This window comes from Pseudomonas sp. B16(2017), from assembly GCF_002113205.1.
In the GTDB taxonomy this organism is placed as follows: domain Bacteria; phylum Pseudomonadota; class Gammaproteobacteria; order Pseudomonadales; family Pseudomonadaceae; genus Aquipseudomonas; species Aquipseudomonas pharyngis.
In genome coordinates this window covers 99,483-116,960 of record NZ_NEKA01000008.1, presented here as the reverse complement: position 1 = coordinate 116,960, position 17,478 = coordinate 99,483, and the positions used below count along the sequence as shown (strand labels likewise).

Genomic DNA, 17,478 nt, shown 5'->3' with positions numbered 1-17,478 from the left:
CTACAACCGCTGCAAATGCCCATACAGCTTGGCGTACAAACCACCATCGGCAATCAGTTGCTGATGGTCGCCATCCTCGGCCACTTGCCCGCCGTCGAACACCAGCACCCGGTCCGCCTGCTTCACCGCTGACAGGCGGTGGGCGATGATCAGCGTGGTGCGGCCATTCAGGAACCGCGCCATGGCCTGGTGCAGGTTGTATTCGGTGGCGGCGTCGAGGGCTGACGTCGCCTCGTCGAGAATCACCACTTTGGGTTCGGCGAGGATCATCCGGGCGATGGCCAGACGTTGCCGTTGGCCGCCGGACAGCCGCACGCCGGAGCGGCCGACGATGCTGTCCAGGCCGTCCGGCAAGGCGCGGATGGTGGGTTCGAGCTGGGCAACTTCCAGCGCCTGCCAGCAGGCTTCGTCGCTGCGTGTGCGGCCCATGGTCAAATTGGCGCGTACGGTGTCGTTGAACAGCGCCGGATGCTGCAGCACCACCGCGACATTTTCCCGAACCGTTTCCAGGCCGATTTCCTCTTGGGTCGATCCACCAAAACGAATGGTGCCGGCCAGCGGTGTGTACAGACCCAGCAGCAATTGCACGAGGGTGCTTTTGCCACCGCCGCTGGCGCCGACAATCGCCACTTTCTCGCCCGGCGCGATGGACAGGTTCAACTGATCCAGCACCAGTTCGTCACCGTAACCGAAGCTCAGACCCTGCACCTGAATCCCTACGGTATCGCGGCCCTTGAACGGGTCGACGCCGCCGGGGTATTGCGGTTCGTCGGCGCGGGCCAACAGTTCGTTGATCCGCGACAGCGCACCGCCTGCCGCGTAGTAGGCGTATTGCAGGTTCAGCAGTTGTTCGACCGGGCCGATCATGAACCACAGGTAGCTGAACACCGCGAGCATCTGCCCGATCGACAGGTCGGAAAACAGCACCGTCAACATGGCCGCCGCGCGGAAGATGTCGATACCGAACTGGAACAGCAGGCCACTGGCGCGGTTGGAGGCGTCAGTCTTCCACTGCGAATTCACCGCGTAGTTGCGCACTTCCTGAGCCCGCAGGCCGAGGCGCCCGAGGAAGAAGCCCTGGCGGTTGCCGGCGCGCACTTCCTGGATCGCATCGAGGGTTTCGCTCAGCGCCTGAGTGAAGCGCGAGGTGCTGTCGTTCTCCAGTTTCTTCAGGTGCTTGACCCGTTTGCCCAACTGCACCGTGGCGTAGATCACCAGCGGGTTGAACAGCAGGATCAGCAGCGCCAGTTTCCAGTGCATCCACATCAGGATGCTGGCGGTACCGACCAGGGTCAGCATCGCCACCAGAAAACGGCTGAGGGTTTCGCCGACAAACTTGTCGAGGGTGTCGAGGTCGGTGACCAGGTGCGTGGTAACGGTGCCGCTGCCCAGGCTTTCGTATTCGCCGAGGGAGATCCGCTTCAGACGCTCGATCAGCCGCACGCGGATGCGATACACGATGTCCTTGGCCAACCGCGCAAACAATCGCGCCTGCAATACGCCAAAACACAGAGCGCTGCAACGCAGGGTCAATGTCACCACCAGCATCAGGCCGATGTAACCCGCCGCCTGCTGCCACATCGAGGGCAGCACATGGTTCATGACTTTCAATGCGGCATCGCCATGGCCGAGCAGGACTTCGTCCACCAGCAACGGCAGCAGCAACGGAATCGGCACGCTGCACAGCGTCGCCAGTACGGCCACGCCGTTGGCGATCCACAGGGATTTTTTGTGATGAAGTGCCAGTCGCCGGACTTCAGTCCAGCTCAGCCGGTCGACACGCTTGACGGCTGGCGTGTCATCGGCTGGGTCAGACACAGGCCGCGCGCTCCAGCCATCGACCGAGCAACGGTGACAGTTCACTGAGCGGCTGGTAGCCGTTGGTCAGCAACGCCAGTTGGCCGTTGCGCTCGGCGAGCAGGGTCGGGAATCCGGCGATGCCCAGATCCTGCACCCAACTGAAATCGGCCTGGGTCGCCTTGTGCTGATCGGCATGATCAAACAGGGCAGCAAATTCAATGCGCGGGACACCGGCCTTCTCGGCCAGCTCCACCAGAACGCTGGCCTGAGTGACATCGCGACCTTCGGCGTAAAACGCGTGCTGGATCAACCCGACCAGTTTCCACGCGCAATCCGGCGCCAGGCTGCGCGCGGTGACGATGGCGCGGCAGGCAGGTTCGGTGTCGTAGACAAAACCGTCCGGCAACGCGCCTTCCAACTTGAACGGCTGGCCGGTGGCCTCGGTGACCGCCTGCCAGTGTTCAAGAATGTAGCGCCGAGTGGTCGGCTCCAGCGCCGCACCGCTGCCGGTGCGTAACCCGCCGACCACCAGGTGCAATTCCACCCCGGCTGCCTGCGCCTGCTCCACCAACGCCTTGGCTACCGGGGCAAATCCCCAGCACCACGAACACATCGGATCCATCACATAGAGCAGGCGTGCAGACATGATTAAGCCTCGGTGGATGCTTGCTTATAGTTGTAGCCGATCGGGTGCGGCATGTTGCGCGCTTTGGCCAGTTCGATCTGTTTCTGGCGGTCGATGGCGCTGCGGCGAGTCTTCTCGCTCAGGGAGTTCCAGCAGTGCGGGCAGCTGATGCCGGCCACGTAATGCTCGGAGGCGCGATCCTCGACGCTGACCGGGGTGCGGCAGGCGTGGCACTGATCGTAGTCGCCTTCGCTCAGGTCATGGCGCACGGTCACACGGTTGTCGAAGACGAAGCAGTCGCCCTGCCATTTGGTTTCTTCCTGCGGCACCTCTTCGAGGTACTTCAGGATGCCGCCCTTGAGGTGGTAAACCTCTTCGAAGCCTTCGCCGAGCATGTAGCTCGAGGCTTTTTCGCAGCGAATGCCGCCGGTGCAGAACATCGCGACCTTCTTGTGCACGGCCGGATCGAAGTGTTCTTTGATGTAGTCGGGGAATTCGCGAAAACTGGTGGTCTTCGGATCGATGGCGCCTTCGAAGGTGCCGATCGAGACTTCGTAATCGTTGCGGGTGTCGATCAGCAGCACTTCCGGGTCGCTGATCAGCGCATTCCAGTCCTTGGGCTCGACGTAGGTGCCGACCTTCTTGTTCGGGTCGACGCCTTCGACGCCCAGGGTCACGATCTCTTTCTTGAGCTTGACCTTGGTGCGATAGAACGGCTGCTCGTCGCAGTACGATTCCTTGTGATCGATATCGACCATGCGCGGATCGTTGCGCAGCCAGGCCAGCAGGCCGTCGATGCCTTCACGGCTGCCGGAAACCGTGCCGTTGATGCCTTCTTCGGCGATCAGCAGGGTGCCTTTGATGCCGTTGTCGACCATCGCTTGCAGCAGGGGCTCGCGCAGGTTGACGTAATCTTCGAGGGTGACGAACTTGTACAGTGCCGCCACGACAATCGGTTGTGTCATGGGTATTTCTCCAGGTGGCTACCCTCGTAAAGGGTGAACCGGATGCGAAAAAAAACGCGCCGGGTGAGCGGCGCGTTGCGGATTCTAGCAAAAAACCTCAGTTCATTGCTGCAAGGCTCAATGCTTGCTGCCGCCGGCACAGGTCGGCGACGCCGGAGCGACGCCTGTCTCTGCCCATTCCTGCGGGGTGTAGGTGTGCAGCGCCAACGCATGGAACTCGCCCATCAGCTCGCCGAGCGTGCCGTAGACTTTCTGGTGGCGCTTGACCCGGTTCAGGCCTTCGAACTGCGCACTGACCACCACTGCCTTGAAGTGGGTCTGCAACCCGCGACTGTGCATGTGGCTTTCGTCCAGCACTTGCAGATGCTCAGGCTGAAGCAGCGCCAGCGTCGATTCGATGCGTTGTTGCATGGTCATCACGAACTCCGCTTACTTCTTCTTGGCCGGAGCGGCGCCTTTCGGTGCCAGCTCGTTGGTCATGTCGTCCAGCAGCTTGTTGACCACCGGTACGGCGCTTTCCAGTTTGGCCTGGGTCATCTGGGCCGATTGCTGGGTCAGCTGCGGCATTTTCTCCAGGACTTTCTTGCCCAGTGGCGACTGGTAGAACGCGACCAGGTCTTTCAGCTCGGATTCGCTGAAGTTGCTGGTGTAGAGCTTGACCATGTCCGGCTTCAGCTTGTTCCAGCCAATGGCCTGATCCAGAGCGGCGTTGGCCTTGGCCTGGTAGGTATCCAGTACGGCTTTCTTGGATTCCGGCGCCTTGGTCTGTTCAAAACGCTGGGCGAACATCTGCTGAACCTGCATGTACACCGGAGTGCCCAGCTTGTCAGCGTGTGCCAGGGTCAGGAAAGCTTCGGCACTGGCGTTGTGGCTGGCGGTATCGGCAAGCACCTGGCCGCTGGCGCAGACCAGGGCAACCGCGGTACAGATGGCACGAAGACGAGTCATCGAGTTTCCTTTTCAGCTAGGCGAGGTAAAACCCCAAGGGCGACCATTCTGCGCCTGAATAACGCTGCGGCTCAACCCCCGGCCCTTGCCGCGCTTGATTGGCGGGGATTTGCCGGTCAACAATCGACCGGATGGAACCACCCGGGCCGACACAGGCCTAAACTGCGCAAACAGACCAACAGGAGTGTGCACGATGAGCCGTATCGAAACCGACAGCCTGGGCCAGATCGAGGTCCCGGACGACGCTTACTGGGGCGCTCAGACGCAACGCTCGCTGATCAACTTCGCCATCGGTCAGGAACGCATGCCATTGCCGGTACTGCACGCCCTGGCCCTGATCAAGAAAGCCGCGGCCCGGGTCAACGACCGCAACGGCGACCTGCCTGCCGACATCGCCCGCCTGATCGAACAGGCCGCCGACGAAGTACTCGACGGCCAGCATGACGACCAGTTTCCGCTGGTGGTCTGGCAGACCGGCAGCGGCACGCAAAGCAACATGAACGCCAACGAAGTGATCGCCGGCCGCGCCAACGAACTGGCCGGCAACCCACGCGGCGGCAAGACGCCGGTGCACCCCAACGATCACGTCAACCGCTCGCAGAGCTCCAACGACTGCTTCCCCACGGCCATGAGCATCGCCACCGCGCAAGCGGTGCAGGGCCAACTGCTGCCGGCCATCGCCGAGCTGTCGGGCGGTCTGGCCGAGCTGTCGGCGCGGCACATGAAACTGGTGAAGACCGGCCGCACCCACATGATGGACGCCACGCCGATCACCTTCGGCCAGGAAATCTCCGGATTCATAGCGCAACTGGATTACGCCGAACGGGCGATTCGCGCAGCGTTGCCGGCGGTCTGCGAACTGGCGCAGGGCGGCACGGCCGTCGGCACCGGGCTTAACTCGCCCCACGGCTTCGGCGAAGCGATTGCCGCTGAACTGGCGGCGTTGTCCGGCCTGCCGTTCGTCACCGCACCAAACAAATTCGCCGCCCTCGCCGGCCATGAGCCACTGACCACGCTGTCCGGTGCCCTGAAAACCCTCGCCGTGGCGCTGATGAAAATCGCCAACGACCTGCGCCTGCTGGGTTCCGGCCCACGCGCCGGTTTTGCCGAAGTGCGCCTGCCGGCCAACGAACCGGGCAGTTCGATCATGCCCGGCAAGGTCAACCCGACCCAGTGCGAGGCGTTGTCGATGCTCGCCTGTCAGGTGCTGGGCAACGACGTGGCGATCGGCTTCGCCGCCAGCCAGGGTCACCTGCAACTGAACGTGTTCAAACCGGTGATCATCCACAATCTGCTGCAATCGATCCGCCTGCTGGCCGATGGTTGCAGCAACTTCCAGCAGCACTGCATCGCCGGGCTTGAACCGGATGCCGAAGTCATGGCGAAGCATCTGGAACGCGGCCTGATGCTGGTGACGGCGCTGAACCCGCACATCGGCTACGACAAGTCGGCGGAAATCGCCAAGAAGGCCTACAGCGAAGGCAAAACCTTGCGTGAGGCGGCGCTGGAGCTGGGTTACCTGACCGATGAAGAGTTCGATGCCTGGGTGCGGCCGGAAAACATGATCGAGGCCGGTGCCAAGGGCTGAGATCTTCAGCGTCAGTAAGTCAGTCTTCGCGAGCAAGCCCGCTCACACATTTGACCGCGATCCCCTGTGAGGAATGCGGTTAAAAGTGGGAGCGGGCTTGCTCGCGAATAACGATGACTCGGTTAACCTGCCGCCATGCGCATCCGCCGGGCCTTGAGCCCGGCAATCAGCGAAGGCCCCAGCGCCACCAGTGCCGAACCCAGCACCACCAGCACCGCCCCGCCATACCCCAGCAGATTGATGTGCTCGGCATGCACATACTCAGGCCACACACCCGCCGCCACCGCTACCGCACCGAACGTTACCAACGGCGTGATCGCGAGCGTCGCACTGACCCGCGAAGCTTCCCAATGCGCCAGCGCCTCGGCAAACGCGCCGTAGGCGATCAGGGTGTTCATGCAGCACGCCAGCAGCAGCCAGCCCTGCAACGGATTCAGCGACAGTGCCTCAAGCGGATGCACCCAAGGCGTCAGCAACAGGGCGCAGAACAGGTAGATCACCATCATCACCTGTAAAGAATTCCACACCGTCAGCAATTGCTTCTGGCCCAGCGCATAGAAAGTCCAGACAGTCGAGGCCAGCAGCACCAGCAACACACCGGCGGTGTAATCAGATAAAGAGGTGAGCAATTCCGCCAGACGCTGATTGAAGAACAAAGCAAAACCGATCAACAGCACCGCCAGGCCAATGCCCTGACCGATACTGAAGCGTTCCTTGAACACAAACAGACTGGCGATCAGCAACATGATCGGCCCCATCTGCACCACCAGTTGCGCAGTACCGGGGCTGAGCAGGTTCAGGCCCATGAGGTACAGCACGTAATTGCCCACCAGCCCGAGCACCGCCATCAGCACCAGCCAGCCGCCCTTCGGCCCGAGCACCTTGCGGCTCGGCAAGCGTTTGGTCGCGGCCAGATAAATGAACAGACAGCCGCCGGACACCAGCAGGCGAAACCAGGTCACCGTGACCGGGTCCATCACCACCAGCACCTGCTTGAGCTTGATCGGCAGGATTCCCCAGAGAAACGCCGTCAATAACGCCAGGAACATGCCGTACACCCAACGACCCGATGAAACGTGCATGAGAACCCCAAGCGCCAGAGACAGAAGCGCTCATTCTAGGCGCACAGACCCTGCGCGACACAGGGACAGTTGCGCTCCAGCCGCAAATGAAACTGTGCAGGTCGCAGCAGAAAATTGACGATGGGCCGTTGATCGGCCGGCCGGGCAAGGTAAGTGGTTCAGGCATAAGCTTCTTGGATCCAGCCCGGGACATCACTCACCAAGGAGACCCGTCATGTTAGGCATGCGCGCCCAGGACACCGCCCCCGCCACGCACTTTCGCAGCGACCGCGTGTGCCGGGTCAACGGTGAACTGTATTTCAGCACCCGGGAAAACACCCTCGAAGGGCCGTTCGACAGCCACGAGAAAGCCGAGCAGGAAATAAAGGCCTACATCGCGCGGATGCAGCTTCTGGATTCTGGCAGGTAGAACCGGTTGTCCCATTCGCGAGCAGGCTCGCTCCCACAGGAGAGCATGGTTACCTGTGGGAGCGAGCCTGCTCGCGAAAACGATGGATCAAACACACATCTTTCAGGGTTTAACGCACAGCTTCAAACAACCCGGTCGCCCCCATCCCCCCGCCCACGCACATGGTCACGATTCCGTAGCGCAGATTGCGCCGCTGCAACTCGCGCACCAGATGCCCGGCCTGCCGTGACCCGGTCATGCCGAACGGGTGGCCGATGGAAATCGAGCCGCCGTTGACGTTGTACTTCTCGTTGTCGATTTCCAGACGATCACGGGCGTACAGGCACTGCGAGGCAAACGCTTCGTTCAATTCCCACAGATCGATATCCGCCACCTGCAGGCCTTTGGCCTTGAGCAGCTTTGGCACCGAAAACACCGGGCCGATGCCCATTTCGTCAGGCTCGCACCCAGCGACGGTAAACCCGCGGAAAAACGCTTTCGGCTTGAGCCCCAGTTGCAGGGCTTTTTCCAGGCTCATCACCAGCGTCATCGAGGCGCCATCGGACAACTGCGACGAGTTGCCGGCGGTCACCGAACCGTCCTCGGCGAACACCGGTTTCAACCCGGCAAGGCTTTCATAGGTGGTGTCCGGACGATTGCAGTCATCGCGGTCGACGATGCCATCGAGGATCTGCACTTCACCGCTGTTCTTGTCTTCAACCCGGTACTTCACCGTCATCGGCACGATTTCATCGTTGAACAGCCCTGCTGCCTGCGCCTGAGCGGTGCGGATCTGACTTTGCAGCGAGTAGCGATCCTGCGCCTCGCGGCTGACGCCATAACGGCGCGCCACCACTTCCGCGGTCTGGCCCATGGTGTAATAGATGCCCGGCGTCTGCTGCTTGAGCAACGGATTGATCAGGTGATCGGTGTTGACGCTTTTCAGGGTCAGGCTGATCGACTCGACGCCGCCGGCGACGATGATGTCGCTGCAACCCGACGCGATCTGGTTGGCGGCAATCGCAATCGCCTGCAACCCCGAAGAACAGAAACGGTTGAGGGTCATGCCGGCGGTGCCGGTGCCCAATTGCGAGAGCACCGCCACGTTGCGGCCGATGTTGTAGCCCTGGGCGCCCTCGTTGGAGCCGGCGCCGACGATGCAATCCTCGACGCTGGCCGGGTCGATGTCGTTGCGCGAGAGCAACGCATTGACGCAATGGGCCGCCATGTCATCGGGACGGGTCTGGTTGAACTTGCCGCGAAAGGACTTGGCCAGGCCGGTCCGTACGCTGTCGACGATCACCACTTCACGCATGGCATACCTCATTGTTGCAGTCGGTTGAGAGTGGACCGAGCATAAGTCCCCCCCATCGCCGACCGCGACAATCATTCACCTCGCGTATGCGGGCCCATCGGTTCAGTCCTTGTGCTTTTTGGCTCGCTTGTCGGACTTCTCGAAAGCGTCTTCCAGCGCCCGGTTGATCGTGCGCAACACCTTGACCCGGGCCCAGCGCTTGTCATTGGCCTCGACCAGGGTCCACGGCGCGATTTCGGTGCTGGTGCGGTCGACCATGTCGCCCACGGCGGCACGGTAGGCGTCCCACTTGTCACGGTTGCGCCAGTCGTCTTCGGTGATCTTGAAGCGCTTGAACGGGATTTCTTCGCGCGCCTGGAAGCGCTCCATCTGCGTGTCCTTGTCGATCGCCAGCCAGAACTTGACCACGATCACCCCGGCGTCGGCCAGTTGCTCCTCAAAATCATTGATCTCGCCATAAGCGCGCATCCAGTCGGCAGTGCTGCAAAAGCCCTCGACCCGCTCCACCAGCACCCGGCCATACCACGAGCGGTCGAACACGGTGAACTTGCCCCGCGCCGGAATATGTCGCCAAAACCGCCACAGATACGGCTGCGCCCGTTCCTCTTCGGTCGGCGCGGCAATCGGCACGATGCTGTATTGGCGCGGATCGAGCGCCGCCGCCACCCGACGGATCGAACCGCCCTTGCCCGCCGCATCGTTGCCTTCGAACACCGCCACCAGCGCATGCCGGCGCATGCGTTTGTCACGCATCAGCCCCGACAGCCTTGCCTGCTCGGTGATCAATTGTTCTTCGTAGTCTTTCTTGTCCAGACGCTGGGTCAGATCGAGGCTGTCGAGCAGGTTCAACTGGTCGACGGAAGTCCCCAGCGGTGCAGCGTTGACCTCATGGGGATGCACATCGGGACGCTTCAAGGCATTTTGCAGGCCTTCGAGCAGGATCTTGCCGACCGTCAGGCTGCGGTAGTGCGGGTCGACACCCTCGATGACATGCCACGGCGCGTAATCGCGACTGGTGCGGCGCAACACGCGTTCGCCGTATTTGACGAACTTGTCGTAGGTCTGCGATTGCTGCCAGTCCAGCGGGCTGATGCGCCAGCTGTGCAGCGGGTCGTCGGCCAACGCCTTGAGCCGCGCCTTCATCTGTTTCTTGGACAGGTGGAACCAGAACTTGAAGATCAGCGCGCCTTCATCGCAGAACATCTTTTCCATGCGCTCGGCGCCGGCAATCGCCTGATCCAGTCGCGGATCCTTGAACAAACCATGCACCCGGCCCTGCAGCATCTGGCTGTACCAGTTGCCGAAGAAAATCCCCATCCGCCCCTTGGCCGGCAGCATCCGCCAGTAGCGCCAGGCCGGTGGCCGCGCCAGCTCTTCATCGGTCTGCTGGTCGAAAGTGCGCACTTCGATCAGGCGCGGATCCATCCACTCGTTGAGCAACTTGACCGTCTCGCCCTTGCCGGCGCCTTCGATGCCGTTGATCAAAATGATCACCGGGAAACGCTTCTGCTGCTGCAACTCGAACTGGGCTTCGAGCAAGGCTTCACGCAGGGCGGGCACGGCGGCTTCGTAGGTGTCTTTGTCGATGGCGTGACCGATTTCAGCGGATTCGAACATGGGACGGCTCCTTCCAGGATTCAGCAAGACTAGCGGATTGGGCTCTGACGCGGCACAGAAATTCCCGCCGGCGGCGGATTGTCCTTGAGTGATCGTCGGCAAGGCTTGCCATGGATCAAGCGCCGCCTGCGTGATCGGCTAGAATGGCCGCCTTGCCGTTGCCGAGCCTGCCATGAAACCTGTATTGCCCCACGCCCAACTCGACTGGGATGACCAGGGACGCCCGCGTTCGCGAGTGTTCGACGATGTGTATTTTTCCGACCAGTCGGGGCTGGATGAAACCCGCTACGTGTTCCTCGAACAGAACCGTCTGGCCGAGCGCTTCGCCGCACTGCCGGCGGGTGGGCGACTGGTGATCGGTGAAACCGGCTTCGGCACCGGGCTGAATTTTCTCTGTGCCTGGCAGTTGTTCGAACAGCACGCGGTGCCCGGTGCGCGGCTGCATTTCGTCAGTGTCGAGAAATTTCCGTTGAGCCCTGCCGACCTGCAGCGGGCGCTGGCGTTGTGGCCCGACTTGAAGCAATTCGCCGATCAGTTGCTCAAGCATTACGTGGCAATCCATCAGGGTTTCCAGCGCATTGTTCTGGATAACGGTCGCGTGACCCTGACCCTGTTGATCGGTGATGCGCTGGAGCAGTTGCCGCAACTGGATGGCCAGATCGACGCGTGGTTTCTCGACGGTTTCGCCCCGGCGAAAAACCCGGAGATGTGGACTGCCGAACTGTTCGCGGAACTGGCGCGATTGGCGGCGCCCGGCTCGACCATCAGCACCTTTACCAGTACCGGTTGGGTGCGCCGACTGCTCAACGCCGCCGGTTTCAAGATGAAGCGCACGCCGGGCATCGGCCACAAATGGGAGATCCTGCGCGGCGAATTTCTCGGCTGGCCGCAGGACGTTCCTTTACCCGCGGCGGACAAACCGTGGTTCGCCCGCCCGGCGCCTTTCACTGGAGAGCGTCGTGCGCTGGTGATCGGTGCCGGCCTGGCCGGCTGTGCCACGGCGGCCAGCCTCGCGGCGCGGGGCTGGCAGGTCAGTCTGCTGGAACGGCATGACGCGGTGGCGCAGGAAGCCTCGGGCAATCCGCAAGGCGTGCTGTACCTGAAACTGTCCGCCCACGGCACGGCGTTGTCGCAGTTGATCGTCAGCGGTTTCGGCTACACCCGTCGCCTGCTGGAAAATCTGCAACGCGGCACCGACTGGGACGACTGCGGCGTGCTGCAACTGGCGTTCAACGAAAAGGAACGCGAACGTCAGGCGCAACTGGCCGCCGCGTTTCCCGAAGACCTGTTGCAATGGCTCGATCAACTCGAGGCACAGGCCCGGGCCGGGATCGGTCTGGCTCATGGCGGTTTGTATTACCCCGAGGGCGGCTGGGTGCATCCGCCGGCGTTGTGTCAGGCGCAATCCGCACAACCGGGCGTCACGCTGCTTACCCATCTGGAGGCCGTTGAACTGCGCAAGATCGACGGTCAGTGGCAAGCCTTCGACGGTGAGCGATTGATCGCAACAGCGCCCGTCGTGGTGCTGGCCGGCGCCGCCGACATCAAGCGTTTCCCCCAGAGCGCCGACCTGCCCCTCAAGCGCATTCGCGGGCAGATCACCCGCCTCGCGCAGACCACGCAAAGCCAGGCGCTGACCAGCGTCGTGTGCGCCGAAGGTTACGTCGCACCGGCACGCCTGGGCGAGCACACCCTCGGCGCCAGTTTCGATTTCAACAGCGACGACCTGACCCCGACCACCGCCGAACATCTGGGCAATCTGGCGATGCTCGAAGATATCTCCACCGATCTGGTCGCGCGCCTGCACGTCAGCGAGCTCGACGCCGAAAGTCTCCAGGGCCGGGCAGCCTTCCGTTGCACCAGCCCCGATTACCTGCCGATCGTCGGCCCGCTCGCCGATCGCGAAGCCTTCACCGAGGCCTATCGCGCCTTGAGCAAGGATGCCCGGCAAGTGCCGGACATTGCCTGCCCATGGCTGGACGGTCTGTACGTCAACAGTGGCCACGGTTCCCGGGGGCTGATCACCGCGCCACTGTCCGGTGAACTGCTGGCAGCCTGGCTGGACAACGAACCGCTGCCCCTGCCCAGAGGTGTCGCAGAGGCGTGTCATCCGAACCGGTTTGCCTTGCGGTGGCTGATCCGGGGCAAATGACCGAATCCGGGATTGGAATCAACCACCGGGCAACAGGCAAATATTGCCCTCGACCAGTCGTAGCACTTGCTCGGTCAACCGCTCGAGCAAGGCGCTTTCCGTCTGTTCCTGCCGGGCGGCACACAGGTTCATTTCGCTGAGATAGTCGGCCGAGCTGAGTTCTTCGGCTTTCTCGAACAACGCCAGGGCTTCTTCCTGGTGAGGCGCGCGCGCATCGTCGAACTGTTGGGCAAAACTGCTTTTCATGTATTCGTTCCACCAAGGCTGGCGAACCAGAAACGCCAGCCACTCGGGAGACAATTCGGCAGTCTGGATTCGATTGATAGCCTCCACCAGATCCGCCCCTGTCACCTCCGCGAGTGAGGCGTAATGCATGTGCGAAGGTTGCCCGGGCAATTCGAGTGCCTGCGCCAGACCGGAGCGGTAGGCAAGGGTCACTTCCAGCGGGTCAGGTGCCGCATGGACCTGCGCGTGTTCCGCGGCGATCCGGTCAATCTGCTCCAGCCGAAACAGTCCTCTCGCCAGCCTCATCAGCGCCTTCGTCGAAGGGCGTTGCCCCCTGGGACCACGGGTCACATGGTGGACGTGCACTGCAACTTCCAGGTGGCTGAAGTTCAACGCCGCGTTGTCCGTGCAATTGATCGGGTTGGCCGCCAGATCGAAAATCTGCTCCCGCAATTCGGCATCGGTCTGCGTTGCGTCCAGAACCGTCCAGACCCGCCGGTGCATATCCTCGCGCACATTGGCTGACTCGGCGGAATTGCCCAACTCCGCCAGCAGCGCGAACAGGCCTTCGGCCCTTGGGTCATCCTTGAGTGCGTTCCACATCTGCAGATGCCGGGAGCCCTCGCTTCCTCCCGTCCCGGTCAGCCAGATCGAACGTGCCTGGTTTTCGTCCAGTCGCGCGATATCGTTATCCAGGTAACCCATGCCGACGCCGACCGTCGTGCGGTAGTTTTCAAGGTAAGTTCTGCTGACATCGGAAATCGGGTTACGCCGCAAATTGATCGTTTCACTGAAGCGTCTGGGCGTTTCAAAAAGCCAGGCAGGCAGATCACGGATTTCGTTATCCCGCAGATCCACCCGATCCAGATTGGGTAGAAACTGCAGGCCTTTTGGCAGCTCCGTGGCGCGGGTATTGCGCAAGGAGAGGTAAGTCAGATCGAACAGGTTGCGGACATCCACCGTGGCGCCGAGGGGGTTCCCGCTCAGATTCAGACTTTGCAAGGTGCGCAACCCGGCCAGCTTCACCAGGGCGTGCTCGGTCAGTTGAAGCCGATTGCCGGCCAGGCTCAGCCGCCTGAGGTTCGGCATATGCGAAATGATCTCGGGCAACCGGGTGATCTGATTGCGATCCAGTTCAAGGGACTCGACGTTCGTGAACGCTTTGAGGAAATAAGCGGCATCGTCGTCCAGCAACATGTCTTGCAGAGACAATTGCCTGACATGATCAAAGGTCAAACCGACCGGCAAGGTCGGAAACTTGCCGAAGCGCATGCCATCGAGCTTCAAACCATAGACGAGACGCCCGGCGTCATCGGGCAGGGAGATCAAACGGCGAAAACAGTCTTCGATTTCAAACGCAACGATTTGCCGGCATTCACGAATTTCGTTCAGATCACCGCCCAGGACCTTCATGGCTGCCTCATCCTGGATCCAGGTATCCATCACGCCCTGCAGTCGGCTCAGATCCTCTCGCAACTGCCGAACCCGGATCGCCCTGGTCAGATGGTCGCTGCCCAACTGGTCAAGAAACTCATTGGCTTGTACGTCGGTAAACAAGGGATAGAGCTTTTTCACCTGCCGCAATAAACGACGCGAATGAGTGTTCGACCCGGCGGGAGAGTCGGCAGGCGTGCACACAGGCTCGGCGGTCTCCGTTTGCCACTGACCACCTGCCAATACCCGGGCGCATGCCTCACGTTCATCCAGAGCACTCTCCAACAGTTTGCCGCGCAGGCGCCCGCCATTTTCCGGCGTCGGTTGCACAAATCCGATGGCCTTGCGCTGCTGCGCTGAAAGACCTTTGAGAATCGCCTGATAGAGATCTTCCGGCCCGGCCGCGATCCTGCCGAGTGACTTCCTGTCGCTGCCAAACACCTCGTAACCATTGTCGAGTCTGACCAGCGTGCATGAACTCGACGTAACCAGCGGTTTTTCGCCCAGCGTTTCCAGGAGCTGACCGCTCAAGGATTTCGCCCGCAGTTCAAGATAAAACTCGGGATCCCAGCCTGCGAGACGGGGTAGCAACCGGATCGCCAGTTTCCTTGTATCGGCATTGGCGATGTCGGCCAGGTAAAAACCTGCCAATGCCCGATCCACTCGCCCATCGCTCAAAGCCTGACGCGCCCGTTGTGCCAACCCCATGGGCACCCGCCCGGTGCTGCGCAGGTGCATCCGTTCAATGCTCGGCGTGCGTTTGAGCAGCTCCCGGGCGGAGCGCACCGGCAAATCGGGAAAGGCCCTGCGCAACTTGAGCAATTCTCCGGCAACGTCTTGATCGTATCGGCTGTAGAGATGGTCGAAAGTCGACCTTCGATCGGCCTTGATCGCCGCCCCGATCACTTTCGCCAACTGCTGACTGGTGTCGGCCGGGGCCACGTCAGCCCCCACCAAGGCCTCCACCTCTTTGGGAGGCAGAACATCGACGACCGCTTGCAGCAACTCGCCCTTCTCCAGTTGCGCATGCTTCACAATGACGCTCACGGTATCGTCGTCGATCGATCCGGGCGGGTAGGTCGCGGTGATCCGCCCTTGTTCATCCACGACTTTGATGTAGCGATCGGCCGGCCAGTTCGCAAGCCGGGGTAAAGCATGCAGCTGTTCGTTGACGTAACGCGGATCGCTCGCCTCGCCACGCTCCATGGCGGCAATGTATTCGCGCACTCTGCGCTCGATTCCAAAACGTTCGATCATGTCCAGCAAGCGGGAAGGCAGCGGCCGGTTGTCATCGCTCAGGCGATGCAGCTCATCGATCCGGGTGTCGGTCAACCGACGGGCCATCTCCAGACGACTGTCTTCCCAGCCCTCAAGACCAGGATCAGTGCGTTTGAGCGTGTACGCTCCGCTCCATCGCTCGGTCTGTTCGAAGTCATGACGCCAGCCTCCGCGATCATTGCGCTTCAATACCGGCTGATAAGCCTGTGCACGCACAGGGTGTCGGACTTCCCAGGTATTGGATGCAGGCTCCAGCGCTACCTCGTAAGCCCGATTGTCGAAATGGGCAAACTGCTTGCCGTTCGCCCGGAACAAGCCTGCAGTATCAGGTTCGGCACCTGTCGGAAGCGGCTGTTCATAACCGAGTAGCTGCGGTTTCCACAAACGAGGCTGACCGTCACGGTCCAATATGGCCGTGAACGGCTGGAAGAAATCCGGATGCTTGCGCACCGTCTTGATTGCCAGTGTTTTCAGGCCCTTGATACCGGCCCCCACGCTGACCATCAGCACAATGTTTTCAGCAACGCTGAGCAGGTGCGAAAACGCCTCCTCACGATCTCCCCGCGACCAGTCCTCAACGCCCTCATAAACTTCCGCCAGCATCTGCCCCACGGCAACCCCCATCATCAGTTGCCCTACGACCGGCACGAAAATCCCGGCCACATTGGCAACCGTCAGACCGATTTCCAGATACTCGAGCAGGCGCTTCTTGCGCGCCTCTTCATCCACATCGGCAGTCGGTACGGCGAGCGCGCGGGCATCGATCTGCAGTTTGCCGATATGGCTTTGGTGCATGAAGTCGAGCAACGACACGGTTATCGGCAAATATTTGGCACGACCCAGGCTGCGAGCGTCCGCGAAGTTTTTGAAGAAATCCGCCTTGTCGACCTCGCCGATGCAATGAGTGAAGTAGCTCCTGTAACTGGCCACCCCCAATTGGTATTCCAGGTACACGAGAAACGCCGAGAAACTCGCGTACTCGTACAACGGTTGAGAGGGCGCGCCGGGCATGTAAACCAGGCACCATTGATCCGGGTCCGACTCGACCGAGCGCTCGGAAAACACCACAACGCCCCAAATGCAACAGTCGAGCAGTTCGATGCCTTGCATGATCAACGGCCGCCCCTGGTAATTCAGGCTTCTGGCATCGGCGCTACCGCCGGCCTCGAGCAGGCGCTCCAGGCTTTCGTATGCGTCCTGACTGATGTGGGCATTCAACAGCGCCAGATGCAGATCCAGTTGCAGCAATTGTTTTTTCAGGTCGGTGATGTTGCGGACCATGGGACCGGTGGCAACCGGTTTACCGTCAACCTCCGTGATACCGAATACCTGTTGAAAATGCTGTTGGTAGTGCTTCCCCAGATCGAGCTCGCGACAAAGTTCGGCGAATGCGGAGGGTGTCAGGCCCGCAATCCCAGCAGGCTGGCCAGAGATGCGCACCACACTGCCGGCGGGGAAAAAATCGTCCTGCGCCTCCCGCTCCGTGAAGTTCTGCATCGCCGCTTCCAGAAGAGTCGGCGTTGCCGGCGGCGTGACCGGCGATCCTCCGCCGGGCGGCGTCACGGGCTCGCAACCACAGTACTCCCCAGGCAGCTCCAGATAGTCTTTTTCGACATCGAACTGCACTGGCCAGCGAGCTTTCAGGGCACTGCTCAACAGCGCGGCGCAAAAGCTGTTCACGGGTTGCAAGCGGCCAAGATCGGCGTCGACCCTGGCCTGAGCGGCGTGTAAATCACGCGCGGTCTGGTCCAGCGCAGCGAATGTGGAGCTAGAAGCTTTCAGAAGGCTGGAAGGCAGGGTTTTCTGCAAGGCCTGGGCAGTATCCAGATCGCCGGTGGCTTCCAGCAAAAAAACCAGTATCTGTTCCTGGGTCAGCGGTGTCGCAGTATCCGACTGCGTATTCGACATGGGCAATATTCCTTTATCGCACTTTGGAACCATTACCTTAACGATCCTGCCTGCGTAAAAAAAACACGAAAAACTACGTGATCAGGCCGGCAAACAAGCAGACATCCGCATGTTTTCAATATGTATCTACTACCCATAAACCCAAGCGGAAAG

The 17,478-nt window shown here is 61.2% G+C and carries 12 protein-coding genes; 3 read left to right on the top strand and 9 right to left on the bottom strand.

Translation table 11 applies throughout. The features are described 5' to 3' along the window. From CAG25_RS15810 to CAG25_RS15790, 5 genes are all read right to left on the bottom strand, one after another. The gene (locus tag CAG25_RS15810) at nucleotides 1-1,818 is read right to left on the bottom strand and encodes an ABC transporter ATP-binding protein (protein WP_085612161.1); all 1,818 of its coding nucleotides are present in this window, start codon (nucleotides 1,816-1,818) and stop codon (nucleotides 1-3) included. Further along, a complete protein-coding gene (locus CAG25_RS15805) occupies nucleotides 1,811-2,413 on the bottom strand; it encodes a DsbA family protein (protein WP_176504858.1) in 603 nt (200 codons plus the stop codon). Before CAG25_RS15805 ends, CAG25_RS15810 begins: the two co-directional genes overlap by 8 nt. Before the next feature lie 35 nt (nucleotides 2,414-2,448). Beyond that, on the bottom strand, nucleotides 2,449-3,390 hold the full coding sequence (locus tag CAG25_RS15800; protein WP_064383409.1) for a rhodanese-related sulfurtransferase: 942 nt from the start codon (nucleotides 3,388-3,390) through the stop codon (nucleotides 2,449-2,451). A gap of 117 nt (nucleotides 3,391-3,507) precedes the next feature. Further along, complete coding sequence (locus CAG25_RS15795) at nucleotides 3,508-3,807, bottom strand: BolA family transcriptional regulator (RefSeq protein ID WP_007950896.1); 300 nt, start codon at nucleotides 3,805-3,807, stop codon at nucleotides 3,508-3,510. Between the two features lie 12 nt (nucleotides 3,808-3,819). Then, nucleotides 3,820-4,338, bottom strand: a complete 519-nt coding sequence (locus CAG25_RS15790; RefSeq protein ID WP_007950895.1) for a DUF2059 domain-containing protein — start codon at nucleotides 4,336-4,338, stop codon at nucleotides 3,820-3,822. Nucleotides 4,339-4,531: 193 nt separating this feature from the next. Here CAG25_RS15790 and CAG25_RS15785 point away from each other — a divergent pair, with 193 nt between their 5' ends. After that, the gene (locus CAG25_RS15785) at nucleotides 4,532-5,926 is read left to right on the top strand and encodes a class II fumarate hydratase (protein ID WP_074688044.1); all 1,395 of its coding nucleotides are present in this window, start codon (nucleotides 4,532-4,534) and stop codon (nucleotides 5,924-5,926) included. 122 nt (nucleotides 5,927-6,048) lie between these two features. Here the strand turns inward: CAG25_RS15785 and CAG25_RS15780 are convergent, their stop codons facing one another. Then, nucleotides 6,049-7,008: a DMT family transporter gene (locus tag CAG25_RS15780; protein WP_085612159.1), complete on the bottom strand. Its 960-nt coding sequence runs from the start codon at nucleotides 7,006-7,008 to the stop codon at nucleotides 6,049-6,051. A gap of 214 nt (nucleotides 7,009-7,222) precedes the next feature. Here CAG25_RS15780 and CAG25_RS15775 point away from each other — a divergent pair, with 214 nt between their 5' ends. Next, on the top strand, nucleotides 7,223-7,417 hold the full coding sequence (locus CAG25_RS15775) for a DUF6316 family protein (RefSeq protein ID WP_064598468.1): 195 nt from the start codon (nucleotides 7,223-7,225) through the stop codon (nucleotides 7,415-7,417). A 109-nt stretch (nucleotides 7,418-7,526) separates the two neighbouring features. On the opposite strand, the gene CAG25_RS15770 is transcribed toward CAG25_RS15775, so the two are convergent. Then, a complete protein-coding gene (locus CAG25_RS15770; protein WP_085612158.1) occupies nucleotides 7,527-8,711 on the bottom strand; it encodes a thiolase family protein in 1,185 nt (394 codons plus the stop codon). 102 nt (nucleotides 8,712-8,813) lie between these two features. Beyond that, the gene (gene pap / locus CAG25_RS15765) at nucleotides 8,814-10,328 is read right to left on the bottom strand and encodes a polyphosphate:AMP phosphotransferase (protein ID WP_085612157.1); all 1,515 of its coding nucleotides are present in this window, start codon (nucleotides 10,326-10,328) and stop codon (nucleotides 8,814-8,816) included. A gap of 172 nt (nucleotides 10,329-10,500) precedes the next feature. Here pap and mnmC point away from each other — a divergent pair, with 172 nt between their 5' ends. Then, nucleotides 10,501-12,480, top strand: a complete 1,980-nt coding sequence (gene mnmC / locus CAG25_RS15760) for a bifunctional tRNA (5-methylaminomethyl-2-thiouridine)(34)-methyltransferase MnmD/FAD-dependent 5-carboxymethylaminomethyl-2-thiouridine(34) oxidoreductase MnmC (protein WP_085612156.1) — start codon at nucleotides 10,501-10,503, stop codon at nucleotides 12,478-12,480. Between the two features lie 18 nt (nucleotides 12,481-12,498). Here the strand turns inward: mnmC and CAG25_RS15755 are convergent, their stop codons facing one another. Then, nucleotides 12,499-17,325 (bottom strand): NEL-type E3 ubiquitin ligase domain-containing protein, encoded by a 4,827-nt coding sequence (locus CAG25_RS15755; RefSeq protein ID WP_085612155.1) that lies wholly within the window; start codon nucleotides 17,323-17,325, stop codon nucleotides 12,499-12,501. Nucleotides 17,326-17,478 lie beyond the last annotated feature (153 nt).

Coding starts and splice junctions, on each gene's coding strand:
- CAG25_RS15785 (WP_074688044.1), top strand. CDS start 4,532: ATGAGCCGTATCGAAACCGACAGCCTGGGCCAGATCGAGGTCCCGGAC.
- mnmC (WP_085612156.1), top strand. CDS start 10,501: ATGAAACCTGTATTGCCCCACGCCCAACTCGACTGGGATGACCAGGGA.
- CAG25_RS15790 (WP_007950895.1), bottom strand. CDS start 4,338: ATGACTCGTCTTCGTGCCATCTGTACCGCGGTTGCCCTGGTCTGCGCC.
- CAG25_RS15795 (WP_007950896.1), bottom strand. CDS start 3,807: ATGACCATGCAACAACGCATCGAATCGACGCTGGCGCTGCTTCAGCCT.
- CAG25_RS15780 (WP_085612159.1), bottom strand. CDS start 7,008: ATGCACGTTTCATCGGGTCGTTGGGTGTACGGCATGTTCCTGGCGTTA.
- CAG25_RS15755 (WP_085612155.1), bottom strand. CDS start 17,325: ATGTCGAATACGCAGTCGGATACTGCGACACCGCTGACCCAGGAACAG.
- CAG25_RS15775 (WP_064598468.1), top strand. CDS start 7,223: ATGTTAGGCATGCGCGCCCAGGACACCGCCCCCGCCACGCACTTTCGC.
- pap (WP_085612157.1), bottom strand. CDS start 10,328: ATGTTCGAATCCGCTGAAATCGGTCACGCCATCGACAAAGACACCTAC.
- CAG25_RS15770 (WP_085612158.1), bottom strand. CDS start 8,711: ATGCGTGAAGTGGTGATCGTCGACAGCGTACGGACCGGCCTGGCCAAG.
- CAG25_RS15805 (WP_176504858.1), bottom strand. CDS start 2,413: ATGTGTTCGTGGTGCTGGGGATTTGCCCCGGTAGCCAAGGCGTTGGTG.
- CAG25_RS15800 (WP_064383409.1), bottom strand. CDS start 3,390: ATGACACAACCGATTGTCGTGGCGGCACTGTACAAGTTCGTCACCCTC.